Source organism: Streptomyces chartreusis (genome assembly GCF_008704715.1).
In the GTDB taxonomy this organism is placed as follows: domain Bacteria; phylum Actinomycetota; class Actinomycetes; order Streptomycetales; family Streptomycetaceae; genus Streptomyces; species Streptomyces chartreusis.
The window spans coordinates 3,663,048-3,689,181 of record NZ_CP023689.1; the positions used below are offsets into that span (position 1 = coordinate 3,663,048).

22 protein-coding genes are annotated in these 26,134 nt (G+C 69.9%); 12 read left to right on the top strand and 10 right to left on the bottom strand.

The features are described 5' to 3' along the window. Positions 1–18: 18 nt before the first annotated feature. On the bottom strand, positions 19–702 hold the full coding sequence (locus tag CP983_RS15390; RefSeq protein ID WP_107903494.1) for a DUF1707 SHOCT-like domain-containing protein: 684 nt from the start codon (positions 700–702) through the stop codon (positions 19–21). 170 nt (positions 703–872) lie between these two features. On the opposite strand from CP983_RS15390, the gene CP983_RS15395 reads away from it, so the two are divergent. The 4 genes from CP983_RS15395 to CP983_RS15410 all read left to right on the top strand — a co-directional run bounded on the left by CP983_RS15395 (position 873) and on the right by CP983_RS15410 (position 7,191). After that, positions 873–2,540, top strand: a complete 1,668-nt coding sequence (locus CP983_RS15395) for a fumarate hydratase (RefSeq protein ID WP_163016832.1) — start codon at positions 873–875, stop codon at positions 2,538–2,540. Between the two features lie 78 nt (positions 2,541–2,618). Next, positions 2,619–4,004 carry a class II fumarate hydratase gene (locus CP983_RS15400; protein ID WP_150499923.1) on the top strand — a complete coding sequence of 462 codons (1,386 nt, stop codon included), beginning with the start codon at positions 2,619–2,621 and terminating at the stop codon, positions 4,002–4,004. A 72-nt stretch (positions 4,005–4,076) separates the two neighbouring features. After that, a complete protein-coding gene (gene fomD / locus CP983_RS15405; protein ID WP_125526086.1) occupies positions 4,077–4,772 on the top strand; it encodes a cytidylyl-2-hydroxypropylphosphonate hydrolase in 696 nt (231 codons plus the stop codon). 283 nt (positions 4,773–5,055) lie between these two features. After that, positions 5,056–7,191, top strand: coding sequence for an ATP-binding SpoIIE family protein phosphatase (locus tag CP983_RS15410; RefSeq protein WP_208852836.1), 2,136 nt, complete (start codon positions 5,056–5,058; stop codon positions 7,189–7,191). 85 nt (positions 7,192–7,276) lie between these two features. Here the strand turns inward: CP983_RS15410 and CP983_RS15415 are convergent, their stop codons facing one another. Next, positions 7,277–9,661: a transglycosylase domain-containing protein gene (locus CP983_RS15415; RefSeq protein ID WP_150499927.1), complete on the bottom strand. Its 2,385-nt coding sequence runs from the start codon at positions 9,659–9,661 to the stop codon at positions 7,277–7,279. A 277-nt stretch (positions 9,662–9,938) separates the two neighbouring features. Between CP983_RS15415 and CP983_RS15420 the strand changes: the two genes are divergently transcribed. From CP983_RS15420 to CP983_RS15440, 5 genes are all read left to right on the top strand, one after another. Then, the gene (locus CP983_RS15420) at positions 9,939–10,892 is read left to right on the top strand and encodes an SPFH domain-containing protein (RefSeq protein WP_150506605.1); all 954 of its coding nucleotides are present in this window, start codon (positions 9,939–9,941) and stop codon (positions 10,890–10,892) included. Then, the gene (locus tag CP983_RS15425; protein ID WP_150499929.1) at positions 10,889–11,134 is read left to right on the top strand and encodes a type II toxin-antitoxin system antitoxin; all 246 of its coding nucleotides are present in this window, start codon (positions 10,889–10,891) and stop codon (positions 11,132–11,134) included. The genes CP983_RS15420 and CP983_RS15425 overlap by 4 nt, the downstream gene beginning before the upstream one ends. Positions 11,135–11,239: 105 nt before the next feature. Beyond that, entirely contained in the window at positions 11,240–11,764 is a 525-nt protein-coding gene (locus CP983_RS15430) for a PadR family transcriptional regulator (RefSeq protein WP_030952544.1), read from the top strand. Beyond that, a complete protein-coding gene (locus CP983_RS15435; protein ID WP_107903508.1) occupies positions 11,761–12,450 on the top strand; it encodes an ABC transporter ATP-binding protein in 690 nt (229 codons plus the stop codon). Before CP983_RS15430 ends, CP983_RS15435 begins: the two co-directional genes overlap by 4 nt. Then, positions 12,447–14,783, top strand: coding sequence for an ABC transporter permease (locus CP983_RS15440; RefSeq protein WP_150499931.1), 2,337 nt, complete (start codon positions 12,447–12,449; stop codon positions 14,781–14,783). Before CP983_RS15435 ends, CP983_RS15440 begins: the two co-directional genes overlap by 4 nt. A 62-nt stretch (positions 14,784–14,845) precedes the next feature. On the opposite strand, the gene CP983_RS15445 is transcribed toward CP983_RS15440, so the two are convergent. From CP983_RS15445 to CP983_RS15460, 4 genes are all read right to left on the bottom strand, one after another. After that, entirely contained in the window at positions 14,846–15,274 is a 429-nt protein-coding gene (locus CP983_RS15445; RefSeq protein WP_107903512.1) for a hypothetical protein, read from the bottom strand. 4 nt (positions 15,275–15,278) lie between these two features. Then, complete coding sequence (locus tag CP983_RS15450; protein WP_030959166.1) at positions 15,279–15,665, bottom strand: roadblock/LC7 domain-containing protein; 387 nt, start codon at positions 15,663–15,665, stop codon at positions 15,279–15,281. Between the two features lie 53 nt (positions 15,666–15,718). Beyond that, positions 15,719–16,555 (bottom strand): MarR family transcriptional regulator, encoded by an 837-nt coding sequence (locus CP983_RS15455; RefSeq protein WP_150499933.1) that lies wholly within the window; start codon positions 16,553–16,555, stop codon positions 15,719–15,721. 154 nt (positions 16,556–16,709) lie between these two features. Continuing rightward, positions 16,710–17,657 (bottom strand): LysR substrate-binding domain-containing protein, encoded by a 948-nt coding sequence (locus CP983_RS15460; protein ID WP_150499935.1) that lies wholly within the window; start codon positions 17,655–17,657, stop codon positions 16,710–16,712. A 134-nt stretch (positions 17,658–17,791) separates the two neighbouring features. On the opposite strand from CP983_RS15460, the gene CP983_RS15465 reads away from it, so the two are divergent. Together CP983_RS15465 and CP983_RS15470 are read left to right on the top strand one after the other, a co-directional pair. After that, positions 17,792–18,346, top strand: coding sequence for a peroxiredoxin (locus CP983_RS15465; protein WP_107903518.1), 555 nt, complete (start codon positions 17,792–17,794; stop codon positions 18,344–18,346). A gap of 5 nt (positions 18,347–18,351) precedes the next feature. Continuing rightward, a complete protein-coding gene (locus tag CP983_RS15470) occupies positions 18,352–18,885 on the top strand; it encodes an alkyl hydroperoxide reductase (protein ID WP_107905220.1) in 534 nt (177 codons plus the stop codon). Between the two features lie 57 nt (positions 18,886–18,942). Here the strand turns inward: CP983_RS15470 and CP983_RS15475 are convergent, their stop codons facing one another. The 4 genes from CP983_RS15475 to CP983_RS15490 all read right to left on the bottom strand — a co-directional run bounded on the left by CP983_RS15475 (position 18,943) and on the right by CP983_RS15490 (position 24,050). Further along, a complete protein-coding gene (locus CP983_RS15475; RefSeq protein WP_150499937.1) occupies positions 18,943–20,316 on the bottom strand; it encodes an AI-2E family transporter in 1,374 nt (457 codons plus the stop codon). A 155-nt stretch (positions 20,317–20,471) separates the two neighbouring features. Beyond that, positions 20,472–21,167 (bottom strand): aggregation-promoting factor C-terminal-like domain-containing protein, encoded by a 696-nt coding sequence (locus CP983_RS15480; protein ID WP_449336635.1) that lies wholly within the window; start codon positions 21,165–21,167, stop codon positions 20,472–20,474. 439 nt (positions 21,168–21,606) lie between these two features. Next, entirely contained in the window at positions 21,607–22,932 is a 1,326-nt protein-coding gene (phoH2, locus tag CP983_RS15485) for an RNA 5'-3' helicase PhoH2 (protein WP_107903524.1), read from the bottom strand. 344 nt (positions 22,933–23,276) lie between these two features. Continuing rightward, entirely contained in the window at positions 23,277–24,050 is a 774-nt protein-coding gene (locus CP983_RS15490) for an isoprenyl transferase (protein WP_150499939.1), read from the bottom strand. 887 nt (positions 24,051–24,937) lie between these two features. Here CP983_RS15490 and CP983_RS15495 point away from each other — a divergent pair. Then, positions 24,938–26,125 carry a winged helix DNA-binding domain-containing protein gene (locus CP983_RS15495; protein WP_150499941.1) on the top strand — a complete coding sequence of 396 codons (1,188 nt, stop codon included), beginning with the start codon at positions 24,938–24,940 and terminating at the stop codon, positions 26,123–26,125. The last annotated feature ends 9 nt before the right edge of the window (positions 26,126–26,134 follow it).

Below are 26,134 nucleotides of genomic sequence, written 5' to 3' on the forward strand. Positions count from 1 at the left end.
CGGTCCGATTCACAACCGTCAACGATCCAGATGCTTGCGCAAACTCTTGTCGACCTTGCGCTGAACGCGATCGAGTATGTCCGCCACGAGCTTGCCCCGTTTCGGCCTGCCTTCGATGTTGCCCAGCACGGCCCAGCCGTCGACATGGACGACCGGCGCCTCGGGGTCCTCCGCGTCGAGGTGGTCCACCTCGAAGTTGCCGAGCACACCGCCGCCGGCGCCGCGCAGCGAGACGTTCTCCGGGACGCGGACCTCGACGTTGCCGAAGACCGAGATCGCCCGGATCATCACGTGCTGGTACTGGAAGAGCGCCTCGCTGAGGTCTATCTCGACGCTGCCGAAGATCGCGTACGCGTGGATCCGGCGGCCCGCGCGCCAGCGGCCCTTGCGGACGGCGCTGCTGAACACCGCGACCACGTTGTCGTCGGGCTCGACCGGGATGGCGCCCGGGGCCGGGCGGCTGGGGGCGGCGACGTACGGGTCGCGGCGCCGCTGTGCGGCGGGCAGATCCCGGATGAACACCTCCAGTTCACCGACCGTCTTGGCGGCCAGGACACCCTCGACCCGCTCGGCGTGCTCATCGGCGGTCAGACGCCCTTCGCCCAGGGCGTCGCGCAGGATGTCGGCGATCCGGTCGCGGTCGGCGTCGGACGCCCGGAGCTCGGTGGCGGGAGCGGGAGCGGTGCGCTTCTGAAGGTCCACGGCAGCAGCGTACCCAAACACGATAGATCGCGATAGCCCCTCGCGGGATCCTACGACGTCCGTCGAACTGAGCCTTACCTCACAAGCTCGGCGCCGACGGCAGGTCCTACGCTGGTGGACGCTGCCAATGGAGGTCAGCCGCGCTGTCTGTCGAGTGAGGAATGGGCGACATGCCTGAGTTCGCGTACACCGATCTGCTCCCCATGGGAGAGGACACCACCCCCTACCGGCTGGTGACCGCCGAGGGTGTCTCCACCTTCGAGGCCGACGGGCGGACGTTCCTCAAGGTGGAGCCGGAGGCGCTGCGCAAGCTGGCCGAGGAGGCCATCCACGACATCCAGCACTACCTGCGCCCGGCCCACCTCGCCCAGCTTCGCCGGATCATCGACGACCCCGAGGCGTCGAGCAACGACAAGTTCGTGGCGCTGGACCTGCTGAAGAACGCGAACATCGCGGCGGCGGGTGTCCTGCCCATGTGCCAGGACACCGGTACGGCGATCGTGATGGGCAAGCGCGGCCAGAACGTGCTGACCGAGGGCGGCGACGAGGCCGCCCTCAGCCGCGGCATCTACGACGCCTACCTGAACCTCAACCTGCGGTACTCGCAGATGGCTCCGCTCACCATGTGGGAGGAGAAGAACACCGGCTCCAACCTGCCGGCGCAGATCGAGCTGTACGCCACCGACGGCGGCGCCTACAAGTTCCTGTTCATGGCGAAGGGCGGCGGCTCCGCCAACAAGTCCTTCCTGTACCAGGAGACCAAGGCCGTCCTGAACGAGTCCTCCATGATGAAGTTCCTGGAGGAGAAGATCCGCTCGCTCGGTACGGCCGCGTGCCCGCCGTACCACCTGGCGATCGTCGTCGGCGGCACCTCCGCCGAGTACGCGCTGAAGACCGCCAAGTACGCCTCCGCGCACTACCTGGACGAGATCCCGGCCGAGGGCTCGCCGCTCGGGCACGGCTTCCGGGACAAGGAGCTGGAGGAGAAGGTCTTCGAGCTGACGCAGCAGATCGGCATCGGGGCGCAGTTCGGCGGCAAGTACTTCTGCCACGACGTGCGCGTGGTGCGCCTGCCCCGGCACGGCGCCTCCTGCCCGGTCGCCATCGCCGTCTCCTGCTCCGCCGACCGCCAGGCCGTCGCGAAGATCACCGCCGAGGGCGTCTTCCTGGAGCAGCTGGAGACGGACCCGGCGCGCTTCCTGCCGGAGACGACCGACGAGCACCTCGACGAGTCCTCGGACGTCGTCCGCATCGACCTCAACCAGCCGATGGACGACATCCTCGCCGAGCTGACCAAGTACCCGGTCAAGACCCGGCTCTCGCTCACCGGCCCGCTGGTCGTGGCCCGTGACATCGCGCACGCCAAGATCAAGGAGCGGCTGGACGCGGGCGAGGACATGCCGCAGTACCTCAAGGACCACCCGGTGTACTACGCCGGGCCCGCGAAGACCCCCGAGGGCTACGCGTCCGGTTCCTTCGGTCCGACGACGGCCGGCCGCATGGACTCCTACGTCGAGCAGTTCCAGGCCGCCGGCGGCTCCAAGGTGATGCTCGCCAAGGGCAACCGCAGCAAGCAGGTCACCGACGCGTGCGACGCGCACGGCGGCTTCTACCTCGGCTCCATCGGCGGCCCCGCCGCCCGGCTCGCCCAGGACTGCATCAAGAAGGTCGAGGTCGTCGAGTACGAGGAGCTCGGCATGGAGGCCGTCTGGAAGATCGAGGTCGAGGACTTCCCGGCGTTCATCGTGGTCGACGACAAGGGCAACGACTTCTTCCAGGACCCGGCGCCCGCCCCGACGTTCACCAGCATCCCGGTGCGCGGCCCCGGTCTGGCGTAGGCATCGCGGACCTTGCGCCGATCGCGCGATCGGCGCAAGGTCCGGAACATCCGGGCCCCCTCGGTCGCTGTACCGGGCATGAGCGAATACCGCATCGAGCACGACTCCATGGGCGAGGTCCGCGTCCCGGCGGACGCCAAGTGGCGGGCCCAGACCCAGCGTGCCGTCGAGAACTTCCCGATCTCCGGCCAGCACATCGAGCGTGCCCACATCGAGGCGCTCGCGCGCATCAAGGGCGCCGCGGCCAAGGTGAACGCGCGGCTGGGCGTGCTCGATGAGGACATCGCCGAGGCGATCCAGGAGGCGGCCGGGGAGGTCGCCCGCGGCGACTGGGACGCGCATTTCCCGATCGACGTCTTCCAGACCGGTTCCGGCACCTCGTCGAACATGAACACCAACGAGGTCGTCGCCACGCTCGCGACCGAGCGGCTCGGCCGGGACGTCCACCCGAACGACCACGTCAACGCCTCGCAGTCGTCCAACGACGTCTTCCCGTCCTCGATCCACATCGCCGCCACCGCCGCCGTCACCCGCGACCTCGTCCCGGCCCTGGAGCACCTCGCCGCCTCCCTGGAGCGCAAGGCCGAGGAGTTCGCCGACGTGGTGAAGTCGGGGCGCACCCACCTCATGGACGCCACGCCCGTGACGCTGGGCCAGGAGTTCGGCGGGTACGCCGCCCAGATCCGCTACGGCGTCGAGCGGCTCTACGCCTCCCTCCCCCGCCTCGCCGAGCTGCCCCTGGGCGGCACCGCCGTCGGCACCGGCATCAACACCCCGCCCGGCTTCTCCGCCGCGGTCATCGAGGAGGTCGCCCGCGTCACGGGCCTGCCGCTGACCGAGGCCCGCGACCACTTCGAGGCGCAGGGCGCGCGGGACGGCATCGTCGAGACCAGCGGGCAGCTGCGGACCATCGCCGTGGGCCTGACGAAGATCGCCAACGATCTGCGGTGGGCGGCCTCGGGACCACGCACCGGGCTCGCCGAGATCAACCTGCCCGATCTCCAGCCCGGTTCGTCGATCATGCCCGGCAAGGTCAACCCGGTCATCCCCGAGGCCGTGCTCATGGTCGCCGCCCAGGTCACGGGCAACGACGCCACGGTCGCCGCCGCCGGAGCGGCCGGCAACTTCGAGCTCAACGTGATGCTTCCGGTCATCGCCAAGAACGTCCTGGAGTCGATCCGGCTGCTCGCGAACGTCTCCCGGCTGCTCGCCGACAAGACCGTGGACGGCATCACCGCGAACCGGGAACGGGCCCGCGAGTACGCCGAATCGTCACCCTCCGTGGTGACGCCGCTCAACAAGTACATCGGGTACGAGGAGGCCGCCAAGGTCGCCAAGAAGGCCCTCGCGGAGCGCAGGACGATCCGCCAAGTCGTCCTGGACGGCGGATACGTGGAGCGCGGCGACCTCACGACGGAGCAGCTGGACGAGGCCCTCGACGTGCTGAGGATGACACGGCCGTAACCGGTGATCACGGTGGTGTGAACCGTGACGGGCGCCGCAGCGTCGTATGCCTGTGGCACCTAATATCTGTTCATGGCGGACGGTGGAGCGATGACGACGGAAGTGGCAGCGGGCGGATCGCCGGTCCGCTGGGCGCCCGGGACGCGGATCCTGTGGCGGTACCGGGAGAACGCCGGCCGTCGCTTCCACATCGTGCGCCCCGTCACCGTAGTCCGCGACGACGAGGACATCCTCGCCGTGTGGCTCGCGCCGGGCACGGAGTGCGTCAAGCCGGTGCTCGCCGATGGCACATCAGTGCATCAGGAACCCCTTGCGACCCGCTACACCAAGCCGCGTTCCGTACAGCGCGACCGGTGGTTCGGGACCGGCGTGCTCAAGCTCGCACGGCCCGGTGAGCCGTGGTCGGTATGGCTGTTCTGGGAGCCGGGGTGGCAGTTCAAGAACTGGTACGTGAACCTCGAGGAGCCGCTGGCCCGTTGGTCGGGCGGGGTGGACTCCGAGGACCACTTCCTCGACATCTCCGTGCATCCGGACCGCAGTTGGCACTGGCGGGACGAGGACGAGTTCGCGCAGGCCCAGCGGGACGGACTGATGGACGATCAGCTGGCCGCGCGGGTGCGCCGGGCGGGCCGTGACGCGGTGGAGGTGATCCGCGCCTGGGGGCCTCCGTTCGCCGACGGATGGCAGCACTGGCGCCCCGATCCCGCCTGGGCTGTACCTTCTTTGCCTGAGGACTGGGATCGCACGCCCGCGCACATGTCCTCATGAGACCCTTGATGCGCCCCCGGGCTACAAACGTAGGATCGTCCTCCGCAAGGGCGCGCAAGGGCAACTACCGGAGTGCGCGCCGGGCTTGACCGATCGTCACCGAGGGGCGGCAGGACGTGAGCGAGGGTTACCAGGGCAATGCCGGGTCGGACCGGAGGCGGTCCTGCACCGGTGGCACAGGAACTGCCTCTGGCCACGCGGGGATTCCGTTCCTGGGGCACGTATTCCGGGTATCGGAGTTTCGGCGGGACGAACTGCACGCGCGGCGCGCAGCCCCGGACGGATGGATTCGAAAGGCGTGACGGAGCAGCCGACCTCCTTCGAACGCCCCGAGACGGGCGTCGACCCCGCGGAGTCCCGCGGGGCGCTCGTGCGTGCCTCGACACCGTCGACCACGCACTCCACGCCGCCCCACACCCCTGGCGGTGGCACCGCCTTACCCGCGCAGGCGCGCACCGGTGACACCCCCTCCACGCCGGGCACCACCGCCCCGTCCGGCCCGAGCAAGGAGCACCCAGACATCGCCGGCAACGGCCCCGAGCACTCGCAGCCCTCCGTCGCCGCCGAGCCCATGGGGGCACCTCCCAGTTCGAGCGAAGCCGAGAACCTGGGGGAACACCGGCCGCGACCCGTCACGGAGTCCATCCCGCCCCAGCCCGGCACCGAGCAGCCGTCGGCCTCCGCCGAGCGGCGCACCGGAGGGGCCGTGCAGCCCGGCCGGCCGACGCCCATGCGGCGTGACGGCGACCGGCTGCGCTTCGTGGGCGCCGCCACCCGGCGCATCGCCCGCGGCATCGACCTGGACGAGATCGTGATGGGGCTGTGCCGGGCGACCGTGCCGACCTTCTCCGACGCGATCCTCGTCTATCTGCGCGACCCGCTGCCGGTCGGCGACGAGCGGCCCACCGGGCCCGTCGTGCTGCGGCTGCGCCGCACCGACCGCATCCCGGAGGAACGGGACAGCGAGAACGGCTTCCTGCCCGCACAGCAGCAGCCGGAGCCGACCGAGCTCTCCGAACTGTCCTCGCTGACCGCCGAACTGTGCGAGGTACGGCCCGGCGGCGCGCTCGCCGAGGTGCTGCGCGGGGTGCGTCCGGTCTTCGCCGACGCGCCCGCCGCCCGCGCCGCCCTGCCGGAACTGCTCGGCGACGACGGCCAGCTGATCATCCCCGACGGGCAGCGCGCGATCCTCGCCCCGCTGCGCGGCCGCCGCCGGGTCATCGGCGCCGCGGTCTTCCTGCGCCGCCCGGAGCGCCTCGCCTTCGAGCCGGACGACCTCCTGGTCGCCGCCCAGCTCGCCACGCACAGCGCGCTCGGCATCGACAAGGCCGTGCTGTACGGCCGTGAGGCGTACATCGCCGACGAGCTCCAGCGCACCATGCTCCCCGAGACGCTCCCCCGCCCGACCGGCGTACGGCTGGCCTCCCGCTACCTCCCGGCGGCCGAGACGGCCCGGGTCGGCGGCGACTGGTACGACGCGATCCCGCTGCCGGGCAGCCGGGTGGCGCTGGTCGTCGGTGACGTGATGGGCCACTCCATGACGTCGGCCGCGATCATGGGCCAGCTGCGGACCACGGCCCAGACCCTCGCCGGCCTGGACCTGCCGCCCCAGGAGGTCCTGCACCATCTCGACGAGCAGGCCCAGCGCCTGGGCACCGACCGCATGGCGACCTGCCTGTACGCGGTCTACGACCCGGTCTCGCACCGCATCACCATCGCCAACGCCGGTCATCCGCCGCCCGTCCTGCTGCACCTGGGCGGCCGGGCCGAGGTGCTCCGGGTGCCCGCGGGCGCGCCGATCGGCGTCGGCGGCGTCGACTTCGAGGCCGTGGAGCTGGACGCACCGGCCGGGGCGACCCTGCTGCTCTACACCGACGGCCTGGTCGAGTCGCGGCTGCGCGACGTCTGGACCGGCATAGAACAGCTGCGTGAGAAGCTCGCCGCGACCGCCCAGCTGACCGGGCCCGACCATCCGCCGCCGCTCGAGGCCCTGTGCGACGAGGTGCTCGACATGCTGGGGCCGGGCGACCGGGACGACGACATCGCGCCGAGCGATGTGGCGTACTGGTTCCTGGAGCCCGAGGACGCGGCGCCGGGCCGTGCCCGGCGGCTGGCGCGGCGTGCGCTGGCCCGCTGGGGCCTGGAGGAACTGACCGACTCGGTCGAGCTGTTGGTCAGCGAGGTCGTCACGAACGCCGTGCGGTACGCCTCGCGGCCGGTGACGCTGCGGCTGCTGCGGACCGATGTGCTGCGGTGCGAGGTCGGTGACGACGTGCCGCAGTTGCCGCGGCTGCGGCAGGCTCGCGCCACGGATGAGGGTGGGCGGGGGCTGTATCTCGTCAACCGGCTTGCCCGGCGGTGGGGGGCGACTCGGTTGAGCACCGGCAAGGTTGTCTGGTTCGAGTTGAATCGAGGCTAGTCGCCGTTGGGGAACTGCGCGTCGCCTACAGCGGCTGCGTCGTGGTTGATCGCGCAGTTCCCCGCGCCCCTGAAGGGGCGCTGTCCTACTGTTCGTTGCCCGGGCGGACCGGGTCCAGTGTGATGTCGCCCGTCGGTTCGTCCGTCGGCTCGTCCGTGGGTTCCTCCGTCGTCGGCTCCTCCGTGGGCTCCTCCGTCGTCGGCTCCTCGGTCGGCTCCTTCGTCGTCGGCTCCTCCGTGGGCTCCTTCGTCGTCGGCTCGTCCGTCGGTTCCTCGGTCGTCGGCTCCTCGGACGGGGTCGGGGTCCACGTCGGCCGGACGGCCGCGCCCTGGTCGGTGTCGAGGTCGAACCGGGCGTCGGGGTCGGTCACCCCGAACATGTACGACGCCCAGATCTGCGCCGGGAAGCCACCGCCGTTGACGCGGTCGAAGCCGCCGGCTCCGTACATCTTGGTCTGCGCGTGGGTCTTGGCGTCCTCGCCGAACAGGCCCACCGAGGTGACCAGGTCGGGCGTGTAGCCGGTGAACCAGGCCGATTTGTTGTCGTCGGAGGTACCCGTCTTGCCGGCGACCTTCTGGCCGCTGCGCTTGGGGTTGTTCGCCACGGACTGACGGGCCGTGCCGTCGTCGACCACGCCCGTCAGCACCGAGGTCACCGTGTCCGCGGCCTCGGCGCTGATGACCTGCTCACCGATCGGGTCCGGGATGTCGACCTTACGGCTGTTGTGCTCGGCCTTCTTGAGGATGCCGGGCGTGACCTTCTTGCCGTGGTTGTCGAGGGTGGCGTACACCCCGGCCATCTGGAGCGGGCTCGCGCCCATGGTGCCCAGGGTCTGCGCCGGGACGGCCTGCTCGTCCTCGGTGTTCATGCCGAGCTTGCCGGCCACGTCCATGACGCTCTTCATGCCGACGTCGACGCCCATCTGCGCGAAGACGGAGTTGATGGACTTGTTCATCGCCGTCTGGACGGTGACGTCGCCGTAGTTCTGGTCGTCCTCGTTCTCCGGCGCGAACCCGACCTTGTCGCCGCTCGCGTCCACGACCTGACGCTTGCTGGTGCCGTCGTAGACGGTGTTCGCGCCGATCGGCTTGCCGGACTGCGTCTCGGCGCTCTCCTCCAGGGCGGCGGCCAGGATGACCGGCTTGAACGTGGAGGCGGGCTGGTAGTCGGGGCGGGTCGCGTTGCTCGTGTAGTGCTTGAAGTAGTCCACACCGCCGTACAGGGCGAGGATCTTCCCCGTCTCGGGATCGACGGAGACCGCGCCGGCCTGGACGTTCGCGTCGACCTTGCGCTTCTTCTTGTCGAGCTTGCTGGTCAGTTCGGCCTTGACGGCCTTCTCCAGCGCGGCCTGCTTCTTCTTGTCGACGTTCAGGGTGATGGTCCAGCCCTGGTCGACGACGGCGGCCTCGGCCTGGGAGCGGGTGATGCCCTGCTGCTCCATCAGCCGGTCCTCCAGCTGACGGTTGGCGAGCTCGATCAGATAGCCCTTCTGGCCCTCCCGGCCCGCGGTGGGCCTGGGCTCCTCGGGCTCCGGGAGCTTCGTCAGCTTCTGGCGCTCGGACTGCTCCAGCCAGCCCTCCTCGACCATGTTGTCCAGGACGTAGTTCCAGCGGTTGGTGACCAGCCGCTTGCCGGTGTCCGAGGCGGCATGCCAGTCGTACTGGCTCGGCGCCTGGAGCAGGGCCGCGAGGTACGCGCCCTGCGCGACGGAGAGCTTCTCGGCGTCCTTGCGGTAGTAGGCCTGGGAGGCGGCCTGGATGCCGTAGGCGCCGCGGCCGTAGTAGCTGGTGTTGATGTAGCCGGCGAGGATGTCGTCCTTGGACATCTGGCGGTCGACCTTCAGGGAGATGACCATCTCCTTGAGCTTGCGGCTGACCGTCTGTTCCTGGCTGAGGTAATAGTTCTTGACGTACTGCTGGGTGATCGTCGAACCGCCCTGCGCGCCCTTGCCCATCAGGGTGTTGAGCACACCGCGGGCGGTGCCCTTCAGGTCGATGCCGTGGTCGTCGTAGAACGTCTTGTTCTCGGCGGCGACGAAGGTCCTCTGGACCTTCTTGGGGACCTTGGACAGGTCCACGATCTCGCGGTTCACCTCGCCGTCGCGGGCCAGGGTGGAGCCGTCGCTGTACTTGTAGACGTTGCTCTGCCGCTGGGCCGCCTGGGCCGCGGCGTTGTCCTCGGGGACGTCGACCGCGAGGTAGAGCGCGATGAAGGCGCCGATGCCGAGCAGGCAGAAGCCGAGGAACGTGCCGACGATCTTCTTCCAGGTGAACAGCCGACGTATTCGGCCCTTGCCGTCACCGCCCTTTGCGGCGCGCCGGGCAGCGGCCCGGCCGCCGGCGGCCGACGGGTTCCCTATGACGGTGGTCGATTCGCCGGCCCCCGTGTTCGACGGCGTCCCGGACGAACGCCGGGGCGCCGCGCGGCGGCCGCCGCGCTGCCGTGCTCGTCTCTCTTCCGCTCGTCCCATGGGTCCGTTCCGCTCCGCTTCGTTCTTGTGTGCGCTGCTGTCACACAGGTTCGCCGCTCAGGTCAGCTCAGAAAGCTAACACCGGAAGATGTGACAAAGCCCGGCCGATCCGGTCTTTTACGGACGTGACAATCAGCACCTGTCCCACCGGAACCGACGGCTGAGGGGTGCATAGGGTTGCTCGGGCGGGGTAAAGTGATATCACTTAGCTAGACTGAAGCTAGTGGAGACCCACTGCGGCTTCCGAAGGAAACGGGGGATATCACCCATGTCGAACATGCCGAACACACCCGAAGACAGGGCCGACACCACGTCAGCCACCGCGGACGTGCCCGAGATGCCCGCGCCCCGCGTGCGGGAGTTCACGGCGCACAGCATCGGCGGCGGCCTCGCCCTGCTGCTGGGCCTGGTCGGACTGCTCGTCGGTGCGGGGCTGATCGCCGCCGGCGGCACGGTCTCCGACGGCGGCGCCAAGGCGGCCCTGATCATCGTCGGCATCCTGGTCGCCATCGCGGCGATATTGGCCATGTGCGGACTGAACATGGTCGCGCCGGGCGAGGCGCGGGTCGTCCAGCTCTTCGGGCGCTACCGGGGCACCATCCGCGAGGACGGACTGCGCTGGGTGAACCCCTTCACCTCCCGCACGAAGATCTCGACCCGGGTCCGCAACCACGAGACGGCCGTACTGAAGGTCAACGACGCCTACGGCAACCCGATCGAGCTCGCCGCGGTCGTCGTATGGAAGGTGGAGGACACCGCGCAGGCCACGTTCGAGGTGGACGACTTCCTGGAGTTCGTCTCCACCCAGACCGAGGCGGCCGTGCGGCACATCGCCATCGAGTACCCCTACGACGCCCATGACGAGGGCGGCCTCTCACTGCGCGGCAACGCCGAGGAGATCACCGAGAAGCTCGCCGTCGAACTGCACGCGCGCGTGGAGGCGGCCGGGGTGCAGATCATCGAGTCGCGCTTCACGCATCTCGCGTACGCTCCCGAGATCGCCTCCGCGATGCTCCAGCGCCAGCAGGCCGGAGCGGTCGTCGCGGCCCGGCGGCAGATCGTCGACGGTGCGGTGGGCATGGTCGAGGCGGCGCTCGCCCGGATCTCCGAGCGGGACATCGTGGAGCTGGACGAGGAGCGCAAGGCGGCGATGGTGTCCAACCTGATGGTGGTGCTCTGCGGCGACAGGGCCCCGCAGCCGGTCCTCAACACCGGGACGCTCTACCAGTGACGGATTCTTCCGGGGGCCCGGCCCCGCAGGGTCGGCCGCAGCGCAAGCAGGTGCTGCTGCGGCTCGACCCGGCCGTGTACGAGGCGCTCGCGCGATGGGCGGGCGACGAACTGCGGTCCGCCAACGCGCAGATCGAGTTCCTGCTGCGGCGCGCCCTCGCGGAGGCGGGCCGGCTGCCGGGCGACACCAAGCCGATCCCCCGCAGGGGTCGTCCGCCGGTGAAGCCGCCCGAGTCCCAGTAGCAGAACCGTGACAATCGGGCCCCACCTGGGCCTTCACACCCACTGCCATGATCTACACACTCCGCGTATACATAGGGCGTATACACCCCGTGTAGAGTCCTGGACATGTCCATCGGTCACACCCTCCTAGGGCTCCTGGAATCGGGCCCCCGCCACGGCTACGACCTGAAGCGGGCCTTCGACGAGAAGTTCGGTCACGACCGGCCGCTGCACTACGGCCAGGTCTATTCGACGATGTCCCGGCTGCTGAAGAACGGTCTCGTCGAGGTCGACGGCATCGAGCCCGGCGGCGGGCCCGAGCGGAAGCGGTACGCGATCACCGACGCCGGTATCACCGACGTCCAGCGGTGGCTCGCGACGCCCGAGAAGCCGGAGCCGTACCTCCAGTCGACCCTGTACACCAAGGTCGTCCTGGCTCTGCTCACCCGGCGCGACGCCGCCGACATCCTCGACACCCAGCGGGCCGAGCACCTGCGCATGATGCGCATCCTCACCGACCGCAAGCGGAAGGGGGACCTGGCCGACCAGCTGATCTGCGACCACGCCCTGTTCCACCTCGAGGCCGACCTGCGCTGGCTGGAGCTGACCGCCGCGCGTCTCGACAAGCTCGCCGAGGTGGTGACCAAGTGACTCCGCCTCCCGGTTCCCTGCTCGCGGCCGAGGACCTGCGCAAGGCCTACGGCCCGACCCTCGCCCTCGACGGCGCCGAGTTCTCCATCCACCCCGGCGAGGTCGTCGCCGTCATGGGGCCCTCCGGCTCCGGCAAGTCCACGCTGCTGCACTGCCTCGCCGGCATCGTGCCGCCCGACTCCGGGTCCATCACCTACAACGGGCGTGAGCTGGCCACCATGGGCGACGCCCAGCGCAGTGCCCTCAGGCGCTCGGAGTTCGGGTTCGTCTTCCAGTTCGGTCAGCTCGTGCCCGAGCTGACCTGCGTGGAGAACGTCGCCCTGCCGCTGCGGCTCAACGGCACCTCCCGCAAGGAGGCCGAGCGCACCGCCCTCACCTGGATGGAGCGGCTGGAGGTCGACGACCTGCGCAAGAAGCGGCCCGGCGAGGTCTCCGGCGGTCAGGGGCAGCGTGTCGCCGTCGCCCGTGCGCTGGTCACCAACCCGCGCGTGCTGTTCGCCGACGAGCCGACCGGCGCGCTGGACTCCCTCAACGGCGAGCGCGTGATGGAGCTGCTGACGGACGCCGCCCGCTCCACCAACGCCGCCGTCGTCCTCGTCACGCACGAGGCCCGGGTCGCCGCCTACTCCGACCGCGAGATCGTCGTACGCGACGGCAAGTCCCGGGACATGGAGCGGGTCGTATGAACGTAGGTCAGTGGGCCAGGGACCTCGGAATGGGGGTCCGGTTCGCCTTCGTGGGCGGACGTGAGGGGTGGGTCCGTGCCCTGCTGACGGCCGTCGGCGTGGGGCTCGGGGTGGCGCTGCTGCTGCTCACCACCGCGGTCCCCAACATGCAGTCGGTCCGGCACGAACGCGAGAGCGCCCGCGCCGACGTCGACTACAGCCACCTGGACCTCAAGCGCTCCGACCGCAGCCTGCTCATCGCGGACGTCGACACGGACTGGCGCGAGAAGGACATCCGCGGCCGGGCACTGGAGCCCGAGGGCGCGAAGGCGCCGCTGCCGCCGGGGCTGGAGAAGTTCCCCGCGACGGGCGAGATGGTGGTCTCCCCCGCCCTGAAGCGGCTTCTGGAGTCGGACGACGCCAAGCTTCTGCGCGAGCGGCTGCCCGAGCGGATCGTCGGCACCATCGGCGAGAGCGGCCTGATCGGCTCGCACGAACTCGCCTTCTTCCGGGGCGGCGAGGGCCTCGCCGAGCACATCGACGGCGCCCGGGTCGCCCGTATCGACCGGTTCGGGGACACCAGCCCCACCGAGACGGAGACCGACCCCGTACTGCTCCTGCTGGTCATCGTGATCTTCGTGGTGCTGCTGATGCCGGTCGCCGTCTTCATCGCCGCGGCCGTGCGCTTCGGCGGCGAGCGGCGCGACCGGCGGCTCGCGGCACTGCGGCTCGTCGGTTCCGACGGGCGCATGGTGCGCCGCGTCGCGGCCGGCGAGGCACTGGCGGGCGCCGTGCTGGGCCTGGGCTTCGGCACCGCCTTCTTCATGATCGGGCGCCAGATCGCGGGCTCGGTCGAGGTGTTCGAGGTCAGTGTGTTCCCGAGCTACCTCGACCCCTCCCCCGCGCTGGCCCTGCTGGTCGGCCTGGCCGTCCCGGCGGCGGCCGTACTGGTGACGCTGTTCGCGATGCGCGGTGTGGTGATCGAACCGCTCGGCGTGGTGCGTACGGCGAAGCCCGCGCGGCGCCGGCTGTGGTGGCGGCTGCTGCTGCCGATCGGTGGCCTCGCGATGCTGTGGCCGATGATCGGCCAGGGCCGTGAGAACGGCACCTTCAACGAGTACCTCGTCATCGGCGGTGTGCTCCTGCTGCTCATCGGCGTGACCACGCTCCTGCCGTGGATCGTCGAGGCGGTCGTCGCCCGGCTCGGCTCTGGCGGCGTGGCCTGGCAGCTCGCGGTCCGCAGGCTCCAGTTGAGCAGCGGCACGGCGGCCCGCATGGTGAACGGCGTCGCGGTGGCGGTGGCCGGTGCCATCGCACTCCAGATGCTGTTCGCCGGGGTGGAGAGCGACTACACGAAGTCCTCCGGCAAGGACGTCGAGCGTGCGCAGATGCAGGTGTCGCTGTCCCGTAATGCCCAGCTCGACCCGGCGGTGGAGAAGTTCCGGGACACCAAGGGAGTCGAGGGGGTCTACGCGTACGCCGAGGGCTACCTGGGCGAGCGGCGGAAGGACCCCGAGACGGGCGTCGAGATGACCGTCGGCGACTGCGCGTCCCTGCGCGAGGCGGCCGAGCTGCCCTCGTGCCGCGACGGCGACATCTTCTACGTGTCGAACGCCGAGTGGGACGAGGACACCCCGAAGCTGGCGAAGGAGGCGGGCCGGACGGTGTACCTCGACCCGTCGTACGAGGGCAGCCCGAAGCGGCAGGAGATCGCCTGGAAGATCCCGCGGGGCATCAAGGAGGCCCGCTCTCGCGAGGACCTGACGGGCCGGGAGCGCGGCGGCTTCCTCGTCACGCCGAAGGCGCTGCCCGCGTCGGCCGAGCCGGCGCTGCGGGGGCAGCTGTACCTGCAGCTCGACAGCTCCGTGCCGGACGTCCACGACCTCGTGCGGAACACCGCTGCGGCCGCCGACCCGCTGTCGTACCCCATGAACTGGTACTCCACGCAGACCTCCGAACGCTACGGCACCATCCGCACCGGCCTGTTCGTCGGCGCCGTCTGTGTCATGGCGCTGATCGGCGCGAGCCTGCTGGTCTCGCAGCTGGAGCAGTTGCGCGACCGCAAGAAGCTGCTGTCGTCGCTGGTCGCCTTCGGCACCCGGCGCCGCACGCTGAGCCTGTCGGTGCTGTGGCAGACGGCGATCCCGATCGCGCTGGGGCTGCTGCTGGCCTCGGTGGTGGGGATGACGCTGGGCACGGTCCTGCTGAAGATGACCAACACTCCGGTCGTCGTGGACTGGACGAGTGTGCTGTCGATGACGGGCGTCGGCGCCGGCATCGTCCTGGCGGTGACGGTCCTCAGCCTGCCGCCGCTGCTGCGGCTGATGCGGCCGGACGGGCTGCGCACCGAGTAGGACGGACGGCGCACGGCTGACGGCGGTGGGGCTCCCCTCGGGGAACCCCACCGCCGTCGCGTTCAGAGGCTGTACTCCCGTACGACCCGCCGGACCTGGGCGAACAGCATGCCCACGTTGACCGACTTGCGGCAGACGACGACGGCCACCACGTCCTGCTGCTCGGTCAGCCGCACGAACAGGTGCGTGAGGTTCTCACTGTTGACCAGGATCTCCTGGAAGAAGTGGTTGTCGCTGCTGATGCCGCGGCGCTCCTTGAAGACGTCCTCGATCATCACGACCGTGCGCCCCTGGAACAGGTCGAGCGTCGCGCCCGCCAGCAGGTCCAGGACCTCCGGCGGATGGTTCTCGACGGTCTCGTACGACAGCAGCATCCCGGTGGACATGTCGACCACCCCGGAGGCCACGCAGTCCGGGGCGTCGGTGCGAAGGTGCTTGACCAGGCTCATCACCTGGTCGGAGAAACTTGAGGTCATGCGCTTCGTCGCCATCCCTTCAAACTCCCTCTGGTGCCTTGTCGGTGAGGATCAGATCGATGCGTCGCAGGGCGGACTGCGTAGCCCGGTTCAGGTGGTCCACGTCCATGCCCTCGTCGCCGAGCACGACCATCAGGGCGGTGTCGCCGACGGCGAAGAAGGCGGCACAGCCATGGCTGCCGTAGGTGACCGTCCGGCGCAGGGTGCCGCGGGCGGTGGCGTCGGCGGTGCGCCTGGCGAGACCGAGACCGGCCGCGGCGAGGGCGGCGAGGCCCTCCGGGTCGATGGTGTCGGCGGTGTCCGCGGCGATGAGGAGGCCGTCGGCGGCGGCGACCGCGGTGTCGGTGATCCCGGTGACCTGTTCGCGCAGGCCACGCATTTCCAGTGCCAGGGCCTTGTGATCCATGTACGCGACTCTCCTATTTCTTTTCACATCTGATCGGCTGCTTCATTTCGGACTCATCTCGTAATTCCGTTCCGCAGGCGGAAGAAGCTGCCGGGTTTTCGGCGGGGCAGAGCGGTCGGGGTCGAGGGCGGGTGCGGCGGCGGCTCGACGGGCGCCGGTTCCCGCGGGCGCAGCGCGTGGCCGTCCGGAAAGGGGCGGACGGGGATCGGCGCGGGCGCCTCGGCGCAGACCAGCAGTCCGTCGCCGAGCATCCGCGCGACCTCGACCGTCACGGCGTACACGCCCCGCCCGATCCGGAAGGCGAGGTCCCGGGCGGTACGGCGGCCGTCGGCGTGGGCGAGCAGCTCACGCCGCAGGACGGTGAGCGGGGTGTCCGTGTCGGCGGGCGCCGGTGCGGGCACGGGCCGCTCGCGGTCGGGGTGGACGGGGTGCGGCAGCTCGGTGAGCGCGGTGAGTCTGCGGGCCGCCCCCTGGAGCAGGCCGAGCGGCGGTTCCCCCACGGGGACCTGCGCGAACGGCTCGAAGGTGGGGACGCGTTCGCAGTCGTCGACCCGGCCGGCGGCGATGGCGAACACGGCGTCGTGCAGCGCCATCGCGCACACGACCCGCAGCTGCGCCGCCCCCGCGTACCCGCGTGCGATGAGGGCGGTCGCCGGCCAGCGCGAGCCCCCGGACTCCCGCATCAGTTCGGCCCACTGCTCGCCGCTGACCCGGCCGGAGCGCAGCAGCAGCGCCTCGGGGCCCGGTGCGCCGGGGGACTCGGCGGCGACCACCCGGCCGTCGCCGAGGTGGAAGGTGCCGCCCGGCGTTCCGCTGACCCTGAGCTCTCCGGTGAAGCCGTCACGCGCACAGACGGCCAGGGCCCGTGCCAGGTGTTCGTAGCCCGACATCACACCCCTCGTCGTTTCGCACACACGCCTGACGCATAGCGCTGAGGGGGGAATGTGTATCAGTCCGCGCGCATATTCCGGAGAGGGATATCCGACCTGTCGCTAGTTGACGGAAGTTGAGTTTGAGGATGACTCAAAGAACTGTGTTCGGCGCTCATTTGACCGATTGGCACACCGATACCGGCAACGGCCGAAGCGCCTCTCGCAGGGCCGCCGCCAGCTCCTCGTACTCCGCTCCGCGCGCCGCTCCGGCCCGCATCGCGAGGGCGATCCGGCGGGTGGGGGCGGGCTCGGCGAAGTAGCCGGTGAGGAGTTGGCTGCTGCGGGTCGTCTCCACCTTGAGGGCGGTCCGCGGGAGCAGTGTGCAGCCGAGGCCGCCCGCGACGAGCTGCACGAGCGTCGACAGACCGGCGGCCGTAGTGGTCACCGGGGCATCCTCGCGGCCGGCCTCCCGGCAGATGTCGAGCGCCTGGTCGCGCAGGCAGTGCCCCTCGTCCAGGAGCAGCAGGTTGAGCGCCCTGAGCTCCTCGCGCGGGATGCCCTCGCGGCCGCCGAGCCAGTGGCCGAGCGGGGTGACGAGCAAGAAGTCCTCGTCGAAGAGCGGGAGTTCGGCGATCGAGGGCATCCCGAGGGGGACGGCGAGCAGCAGCAGGTCGAGGCGGCCGGTGGTGAGCCCGTCGACCAGGCTCGCGGTCTGCTCCTCGTGCACCTGGAGGTCGAGTTGCGGATAGCGGTCGTGCACGAGCCTCAGCACGGTGGGCAGGAGATACGGCGCGACGGTGGGGATGACACCGAGCCGCAGCACGCCGGTGAACGGGGCCCGTACCGCCTCGGCCTCCTCCATCAGCGCCCCGACCTCCGCCAGCACGGCCTTCGCGCGTACGGCGAGGCGCTCGCCGGCGGCCGACAGCAGCACCTTGCGGGTGGTGCGCTCCAGCAGCGTCACTCCGAGTGACTCCTCCAGGGCGGAGACGGCACCTGACAGGGCGGGCTGGCTCATGCCGATCGCGGCGGCCGCGTCCCGGAAATGGAGGTGCTCGGCGACGGCCGCGAAGGCCCGCAGCTGGGCGAGACTCGGCTGTCTCCTCTTACTCACGGTCACTGATAGCACGCTCCGATCAACCTGACCGAGTGTAGCTATTTCCCGTATCAATGCAGCCTGTGCCAGGATCGGTAAGGTCCAACCCAAGGGAGACGCCTGTACCGAATCGGTGTCTCCTCGCTGCAAGGAGAGTTGTGCTCACTGTCGGTGACAAGTTCCCCGCGTTCGAACTGACCGCCTGCGTCTCGCTGGAGAAGGGCAAGGAGTTCGGGACGATCGACCACAAGACCTACGAGGGCAAGTGGAAGATCGTCTTCGCCTGGCCGAAGGACTTCACCTTCGTCTGCCCGACCGAGATCGCGGCCTTCGGCAAGCTGAACGAGGAGTTCGCCGACCGTGACGCCCAGGTCCTCGGCTTCTCCGGTGACTCGGAGTTCGTCCACCACGCCTGGCGCAAGGACCACGACGACCTGCGCGACCTGCCGTTCCCGATGATGGCCGACTCCAAGCACGAGCTGATGCGCGACCTCGGCATCGAGGGCGAGGACGGCTTCGCCAAGCGCGCCGTCTTCATCGTCGACCAGAACAACGAGATCCAGTTCTCCATGGTGACCGCCGGCTCCGTCGGCCGTAACCCCAAGGAGGTCCTGCGGGTCCTGGACGCCCTCCAGACGGACGAGCTCTGCCCGTGCAACTGGAGCAAGGGCGAGGACACCCTGGACCCGGTCAAGCTGCTCGCGGGAGAGTGACCCACATGTCGCTCGACTCCCTGAAGTCCCGCATACCGGACTACGCCAAGGACCTGAAGCTCAACCTGGGCTCGGTCATCGGCAACTCGGACCTCCCGGCGCAGCAGCTGTGGGGCACGGTGCTCGCCACGGCGATCGCCGCGCGCTCCCCGATCGTGCTGCGCGAGCTGGCGCCGGAGGCCGAGGCGAACCTCTCGCCCGAGGCGTACACCGCGGCGAAGTCCGCGGCCGCCGTGATGGCGATGAACAACGTCTTCTACCGGACCCGGCACCTGCTGTCCGACCACGAGTACGGCAACCTGCGTGCCGGTCTGCGGATGAACGTCATCGGCAACCCCGGCGTCGACAAGGTCGACTTCGAGCTGTGGTCGTTCGCGGTGTCCGCCATCAACGGCTGCGGTCTGTGCCTGGACTCGCACGAGCAGGTGCTGCGCAAGGCCGGCGTGGACCGGGAGACGGTCCAGGAGGCGTTCAAGATCGCGTCGGTGATCCAGGCGATCGCCGTCACCCTGGACGCCGAGGCGGTTCTGGCGGAGTAGCGCTTCCCCGCACGACGAAGGGCCCGTTCACCTCGAAGGTGAACGGGCCCTTTGTCATCACTCCGAAGGCGCCGGCTCCCTGGCGGCGGGCGGTGGTTGCACGGGAGCCACCTCCACCGCGGTCGCGCCCCTTGGTTCGGGCGCCTGGCGCAGCGCCGCCTCCTGCGAGTACGCCCGCAGATACCCGACGATCGTGTTCGACACCGCCACCAGCGGCACCGCCACCACCGCGCCGCCGATCCCGGCCACCATGCCGCCGGCCGCCACCGACAGCACGACCGCCAGCGGATGCACGCGGACCGCGCGCCCGAGGATGAACGGCTGGAGGATGTGGCCCTCGATCTGCTGCACGGCGAGGACGACGACGAGCGTCATGACGGCGGTGAAGACGCCCTGTGTCACCAGGGCCACCACGACCGCCAGCGCGCCGGAGGCCACCGCGCCGACGAGCGGGATGAAGGAGAACAGGAAGATGAAGACGGCCAGCGGGACGGCCATGGGGACGTCGAGGAAGTAGATGCCGATGCCGATGAACACGGCGTCGATCAGGGCGACCACCACCGTGCCGCGCACATACGCCGTCAGCGTCGCCCAGGCCCGCGGCCCGGCGCCGGCGACTCCCGGACGGGCGGCGGCCGGGACCAGTTTGAGGGTCCACTGCCAGATCCGCTTGCCGTCGTAGAGCAGGAACAGCGTCGAGAAGGCCGCCAGCAGGATGCCGGTCAGCGCCTCGACGATGACGGTGACGCCTTCGAGGCCGGCCGAGGTGATCTCGTCGGTGTTGGCGCCGATCGCCTCCCGGAGGTTCTCGGCGATCTCGTTGATCTGCTTGTCGGTGACGTGGAAGGGGCTGTTGAGCAGCCAGTTGCGCAGCTCGTCGATGCCGTCCTGGACCTGGTCGGAGAGATTGTCGATGTTCTCCATGACCTGCCAGGTCACGAACCAGCCCATCAGCCCGATGACGACGAACCCGAGGATCGCGGTCAGCGCGGTCGCCGGCCCGCGCGGCACGCCCCGCCGGGTCAGCCAGGCCACCGAGGGCTGCATCAGCGCGGTGAGTAGCAGGGCGATGACGAAGGCCAGCACGACGAGTTGGACGGCACTGATGACCCGCATCAGCACCCAGACGGTGCCGGCGAGCACCAGCAGCCGCCAGCCGGCCTCCGCGGCGACCCGTACGCCCCACGGCACGACCTGTGCGGGGTCGGGGCGCGGTGCCGGAGCCGCGGGCGCGTAGTCGGGGGGCCTTGGCACGTGGTCCACGGGTGGCGGGTCGGCGGCAGGGGGCGGTTCGGTGGCGACGGCGGTCCGCCCCACCGGCTCTGGTTGGGTGCTCTCCCGCTCCACCGCGGCCCGGCGCTCGTCCAACCGCTCACTCATCTCGGTCAGACCGGCACCGACCCGGCCGAGCCACCCTGGCACTCGCGACATGATCCGTCCTCTTCCCCCGTCTTTCCCCACCACTCCCCCCTGGAGTCGTCGAATCCGACCGTACATGGCACCGCACGGGGAAACGCGAAAGCCCCTCACCCAAAGACGGTGAGGGGCAATGCAGGGTTGAGAGCCGCCGGTTCCCGGCCGAGTCTCTAGTACCAGCTGTTGGCCTGCCAGAAGTCCCAGGCGCCGCAGGGGCTGCCGTAGCGGTCGTTCATGTAGTTCAGGCCCCACTTGATCTGCGTGGCGGGGTTCGTCTGCCAGTCGGCGCCGACCGACGACATCTTGGATCCGGGCAGGGCCTGGAAGAGGCCGTAGGCACCGGAGGAGGGGTTCACGGCCTGGTAGTTCCAGTCGGACTCGTGGTCCACGATGTTGCTGAAGCACTGGAACTGGTCGCTCGGCACCATCGAACGCGCCATCGACTGGATCTGCGAGATGCTGTACGAGCTCTGGACCGGGAAGTCGGCCGAGGAGGACCGGGAGGCCTTGGCCTCGGCCTCTTCGCGCTCCTTGGCTTCCTGCGCCGCCTTCTCAGCCTTCTCGGCGGCTTCCTTCTTCTCGATGGCGCTCTGGGCGGCAGCCTTGCGGGCGGCCTCCTCGGCGTCCTTCTTTGCGCTCACGTCCGCGGCGATGGCCTGGACATCCGCCTGCGCCGACAGGGACTCGGTCTGCACCTGGGCCTGCTGGCCCGCGGGTATGTCCGCGAGGAGCGTCGAATCGGCAGCCGTCGCCTCGGCGTCGTTGTTCTGCGCGGTGCTGCCCGAGGCAACGCCGACGACGCTTCCGACAGCGGTGACCGCGGTGGCAGAGGCCACTGCGAATCCCCTGACCGAAATCGGACTCACACGGTTTCCTTCCAGCATCGCCCGCTTCGGTGACCCTGGCGGACGCAATCGTGCCCCTGGCTCTGGCCTCCCAACTGCGCGGTCACGGGAGGCGCGGACCCGGTGGGCAACTCCCGCGAGGGGAGCGCCGCGTGGTGACTCGGGCGGCATACGACGTCGCTATGCAGTTGATGGTGTTGCTGCTGTGGTTCCGTACCGCTGGGGGTACAGGGGTGTCGTATGCGGGGCCTGACAGGAGTGAGACTCTGCCGCACCCGGACGTCGCAAGGCAATTCTGTGTTGCGTGTGAAAGCTCACACCTTGTTTGTCCCTAGGGTTTTTCGGAAAGCCGCACACGCCGAGGCGCCGCCCGGATAGGCTCTCTGCCTTTCCGGACGACGCCAACTGTCGCGTAACCGCTATGAAGTTGGGCAGTCCTCCGCAGGACCTAACAGACCCGTCAGATCTGGCCGTCCTCCAGCATTTCGGTCACAAGGGCGGCGATCTGGGACCTCTCGGACCTTGTCAGCGTGACATGGGCAAAGAGGGGATGTCCCTTCAGTTTCTCCACGACGGCGACGACACCGTCGTAGCGACCGACCCGCAAATTGTCCCGCTGGGCCACGTCATGGGTCAGAACCACCCGCGAGTTAGCACCAATTCGGGACAGAACGGTCAGCAGGACATTCCTCTCCAGGGACTGCGCCTCGTCCACGATGACGAACGCGTCGTGCAGCGAGCGTCCGCGGATATGGGTGAGGGGCAGTACCTCCAGCATGCCGCGCGCGGTGACCTCTTCGATGACCTCGCGGCTGGTGACCGCGGACAGCGTGTCGAAGACGGCCTGCGCCCAGGGGCTCATCTTCTCGGCCTCGCTGCCGGGGAGATAGCCGAGTTCCTGTCCGCCCACCGCGTACAGCGGCCGGAAGACCATCACCTTCTGGTGCTGACGGCGCTCGAGCACCGCCTCCAGACCCGCGCACAGCGCCAGTGCCGACTTGCCGGTGCCGGCCCGGCCGCCCATCGACACGATCCCGACGTCCGGGTCGAGCAGCAGGTCGAGCGCGATCCGCTGCTCGGCGCTGCGGCCCTTGATGCCGAACGCCTCCCGATCGCCGCGCACCACCCGGACGTTGCCCTCGGGCGTGACCCGGCCCAGCGCCTTGCCGCGCTCGGAGTGGATCGTCAGTCCGGTGTGCACGGGCAGGTCGGCGACCTCGGGGACGTAGACATGCCCTTCCTCGAAGAGAATGTCCACCTGTTCGCCCGACAGGGTCAGTTCGGACATTCCGGTCCAGCCGGAGGAGTCCGTGATGGCGAGCTCGGCGCGGTACTCCTCGGCGAGGAGACCGACCGACGATGCCTTGATCCTGAGCGGCAGGTCCTTCGACACGACGGTGACGTCGTAGCCCTCGGCCTGCAGATTGCGGGCGACCGCGAGGATGCGGGAGTCGTTGTCCCCCAGGCGGTAGCCGCTGGGCAGCACGCTGGGGTCCGAGTGGTTGAGCTCGACACGGACGGTCCCGCCGAGTTCCCCGATCGGAATGGGGGCGTCGAGTCGGCCGTTCTTCACCCGGAACTCATCCAGCAGACGGAGCGCCTGCCGGGCGAAGTAGCCGAGTTCGGGATGGTGCCGCTTGGCCTCCAGTTCCGTCACCACGACGATGGGGAGCACGACCTCGTGCTCGTCGAAGCGGTTCAGGGCGTTCGGGTCGGCCAGCAGGACGCTGGTGTCGAGAACGTAGGTGCGCCGGTCTGGCTTGTGGCGCTTTGTGCTGGTCACCACGGAAGGACGTACCCCCTCGGATGAGGTCGGGGAGCGACGGAGTGGGGCTGGACCGGTCGTCGGCCGCTGTGCACGGGCCGAAAACCGGCCCCCCGCGTCTTCTTCCGTGCCGTGACCGCACGGTGGGGCTGGTGCAAAGGGCCTCCCGGGCGGACGGCTCCGGCGCCGCCCGCTGAGATACGACACCCGTGGTTCGGGTGTCGACCTGCTTGGCTTATGCCCTCGAACAAGCGGTGCCATGCCAGCGCATATGACGGCGCGCTGGTGAACTCCTTGTTACTTCTGTCCCGGAGAAGGTTGGTTTTGTCGCGCCGGTATACGGCCGCGACCGCGCCGGAAGGGGCTCAGCCGCCGTAGCGCCGGTGCCGTGCCGCGTAGTCGCGCAGGGCACGCAGGAAGTCCACCTTGCGGAAGGCCGGCCAGAAGACCTCGCAGAAGTAGTACTCCGAATGGGCCGTCTGCCACAGCATGAATCCGGACAGCCGCTGCTCGCCGCTGGTGCGGATCACGAGGTCGGGGTCGGGCTGGTCGCCGGTGTAGAGATGGCGTCCGATCAGCTCGACGCTGACGGAGTCGGCGAGGTCCTCCATCGACGTGCCCTTCTCATGGGCGTCGACGATCATGGAGCGCACGGCGTCGGCGATCTCCTGGCGGCCGCCGTAGCCGATGGCGACGTTGACCAGTATCCCGTCGATGTGCGCCGTGGACTCCTCGGCCTCCTTCAGCGCCATCTGCATCGGGGAGGGCAGCAGGTCGGGAGTGCCGACGTGGTGCACCCGCCAGCGGCCGTCGGCGGCGAGGGAGCGCACGACGTCCTCGATGATCTGCAGGAGCGGGCCGAGCTCGTCCCGGGGACGGTCGAAGTTGTCGGTCGACAGCAGCCACAGGGTGACGACCTCGACGTCGGTCTCGGTGCACCAGCCGAGGAACTCCTCGATGTTCTCGGCACCCGCCCGGTGACCGTGCATGGTGGTGGAGCCCGCGGCCTTCGCCCAGCGCCGGTTGCCGTCCATGATGACGCCGATGTGCTTGGGCACCTGAGCGTGGTCCAGGTGACCTTCCACCCGGCGTGCGTACAGCCTGACCAGCAGGCCGCGCAGCTTGTCGCGCAGGTTCACGTGTTCGTCAGCCCCTCCGTACGGATCGGACAGGCGCGTGGCGCTGCGCGCGGCGCAGTCGGGTGCGGTTCCTGTCCGTATGGCGGTCCCCGGGGGCGAAGCCTACCCCTGCGGGGCTTGGGCCGTGGTTGCGGGGTGCGGTGGGTGGGGGCGCCGCGGGTGGGTGGGATGTGAGGCGCGTTGGCGAGTGCGGGCCCGGTGCGGGCTGGTCGCGCAGTTCCCCGCGCCCCTTTGGGGGTTGCGGTCCGGGGCAAATAAAACGGGCCGGTCCGTGGGGGGGAGACGGACCGGCCCGAGGGGGGGTTTCCACCATAACCCTTCGTAAGTGATGCTGCGTGCATCGGCGTGCCACAACTACTCTCCGAAGTCGCTCGGCGACGGCCCGGTGGCCGTCAGAGGGCTCTTTCGTGGCGGATTCATGGCGAGATCGGGCCTGATTTCCAGGGGAAACGCGGGGGATGCGGAGGGATCCGGCGGGTTTGCCGCTCCTTGGGGCCGGAACTGGCGACTTGTCCGGCCTTCCCCCGCGCGGGTGACCCCGACCGCGAACGCCCTATTGACGACCCTCGGCAGGTGGTGACGGGGAAGCGGTTTCGGTGCGACGCGCGTCCATCAGGAGGGGCACCTCGGGGCATGGCACCGCGCAGCCCCCTCCTCTGCGCGGTGCCGCCGCGCAGCTTTGCGTACGCGAATTACCTTGGTCTGAACTTACGCGAGGGCTGGAAGCAAATCGAGTCGGCCGCCATAACAATGTGGAAAAGGTGAGCCTTCCTTGGATGCGCAGGGACTCAGGGGCGTTCGCTCACGGATGCACGATTTGCACCTTGCGGGCAGGCGGCCCGGGTCGGCGGACAGTTTCTGACCTATATCCGGCCTACGGTCGGTCCATGACAGCGAAGTCGGGCAGTGGGACGGGCAACGCGGGCAGGGCGGTCACCTGGGACGAGGTGAGTGCGCGACGGCTGGAGCGGCAGTTCCTGACCCGTCCCGCCGCACCGGGCACTCCGGTCGCCGAGGTCGTCGGGGCGATGCTGGGCGCGCACGCCCAGGTGCTGTCGGCGGCCGAGGTGTCGGTGGGAGTGCGGGCCGCCGGGGTGACGCGGGCGGACGTACGGGCCGCGTTGTGGGAGGACCGGTCGCTGGTGAAGACGTTCGGGCCGCGCGGGACCGTGCATCTGCTCCCGGCCGCCGAACTGCCCCGGTGGTGCGGGGCGTTGACGGCGATCCCGACGGGCCCTAGCCCGTTTCCGCCGGGCATCCGGGTCACGGAGGAGCAGGCGGAGCAGATCGTGGCGGCGATCGGGGACGCCCTCGACGGTGTGTGCCTGACCGTGGAGGAGCTGGGCGAGGAGGTCGTGGCGCGCACCGGCGCGTGGGCCGGCGACCTGGTGATGCCCGCCTTCCAGGGCCTGTGGCCGCGCTGGCGGCAGGTCATGCACCGGGCAGGCCAGTCGGGCGCGCTGTGCTTCGGCCCGAACCGGGGCCGGAAGGTGACGTACACCCGCCCGCCGTCCGCCGCGCCGGCTCCGGGCGGGACCGCGCTGCGCGAGCTCGCCGGACGCTATCTGCGCGCGTACGGCCCTGCCACGCCCCAGCACTTCGCCAAGTGGTTGGCGGCACCGCCCGGTTGGGCGAACTCCCTGTTCACGGAACTGGCAGGGGCCGGGGAGATCGAGGAGGTCGCCTTCGAGGGTGCGGCGGCCTGGGTGGCGGCGGGCGACACGGAGTTCCCTGGCGGGCCGGTGCGCGGGGTGCGGTTGCTGCCGTACTTCGACGCGTACGCCATCGCCGCGCAGCCGCGTCGGACGCTGTTCCCCGGGGAGGCGTACGAGCGGGCGCTGGCGGGCGGGCAGGCGGGGAACTTTCCGGTGCTGCTGGTCGACGGCGTGGTGGCCGGGGTCTGGCACCAGCGGCGCCAGGGGCGCCGTACGACCGTCACGGTGGAGACGGTCGGGCGGGGGCTGACGGCCCGGCAGGAGCGGGAGCTGGGCGAGCAGGTGGAGCGGGTGGGGGACGTGCTGGAGGCGAAGGCGGAGCTGGTGATCGGGAAGGTGACCGTCGGCGCGCACGCGTAGCCGGAAGCC

Bases quoted from the DNA above. Each gene is read 5' to 3' on its own strand.
- CP983_RS15395 (WP_163016832.1), top strand. From the start codon at position 873: ATGCCTGAGTTCGCGTACACCGATCTGCTCCCCATGGGAGAGGACACC.
- CP983_RS15400 (WP_150499923.1), top strand. From the start codon at position 2,619: ATGAGCGAATACCGCATCGAGCACGACTCCATGGGCGAGGTCCGCGTC.
- fomD (WP_125526086.1), top strand. From the start codon at position 4,077: ATGGCGGACGGTGGAGCGATGACGACGGAAGTGGCAGCGGGCGGATCG.
- CP983_RS15410 (WP_208852836.1), top strand. From the start codon at position 5,056: ATGGATTCGAAAGGCGTGACGGAGCAGCCGACCTCCTTCGAACGCCCC.
- CP983_RS15415 (WP_150499927.1), bottom strand. From the start codon at position 9,661: ATGGGACGAGCGGAAGAGAGACGAGCACGGCAGCGCGGCGGCCGCCGC.
- CP983_RS15420 (WP_150506605.1), top strand. From the start codon at position 9,939: ATGCCGAACACACCCGAAGACAGGGCCGACACCACGTCAGCCACCGCG.
- CP983_RS15430 (WP_030952544.1), top strand. From the start codon at position 11,240: ATGTCCATCGGTCACACCCTCCTAGGGCTCCTGGAATCGGGCCCCCGC.
- CP983_RS15440 (WP_150499931.1), top strand. From the start codon at position 12,447: ATGAACGTAGGTCAGTGGGCCAGGGACCTCGGAATGGGGGTCCGGTTC.
- CP983_RS15445 (WP_107903512.1), bottom strand. From the start codon at position 15,274: ATGGCGACGAAGCGCATGACCTCAAGTTTCTCCGACCAGGTGATGAGC.
- CP983_RS15450 (WP_030959166.1), bottom strand. From the start codon at position 15,665: ATGGATCACAAGGCCCTGGCACTGGAAATGCGTGGCCTGCGCGAACAG.
- CP983_RS15455 (WP_150499933.1), bottom strand. From the start codon at position 16,555: ATGTCGGGCTACGAACACCTGGCACGGGCCCTGGCCGTCTGTGCGCGT.
- CP983_RS15470 (WP_107905220.1), top strand. From the start codon at position 18,352: ATGTCGCTCGACTCCCTGAAGTCCCGCATACCGGACTACGCCAAGGAC.
- CP983_RS15475 (WP_150499937.1), bottom strand. From the start codon at position 20,316: ATGTCGCGAGTGCCAGGGTGGCTCGGCCGGGTCGGTGCCGGTCTGACC.
- CP983_RS15495 (WP_150499941.1), top strand. From the start codon at position 24,938: ATGACAGCGAAGTCGGGCAGTGGGACGGGCAACGCGGGCAGGGCGGTC.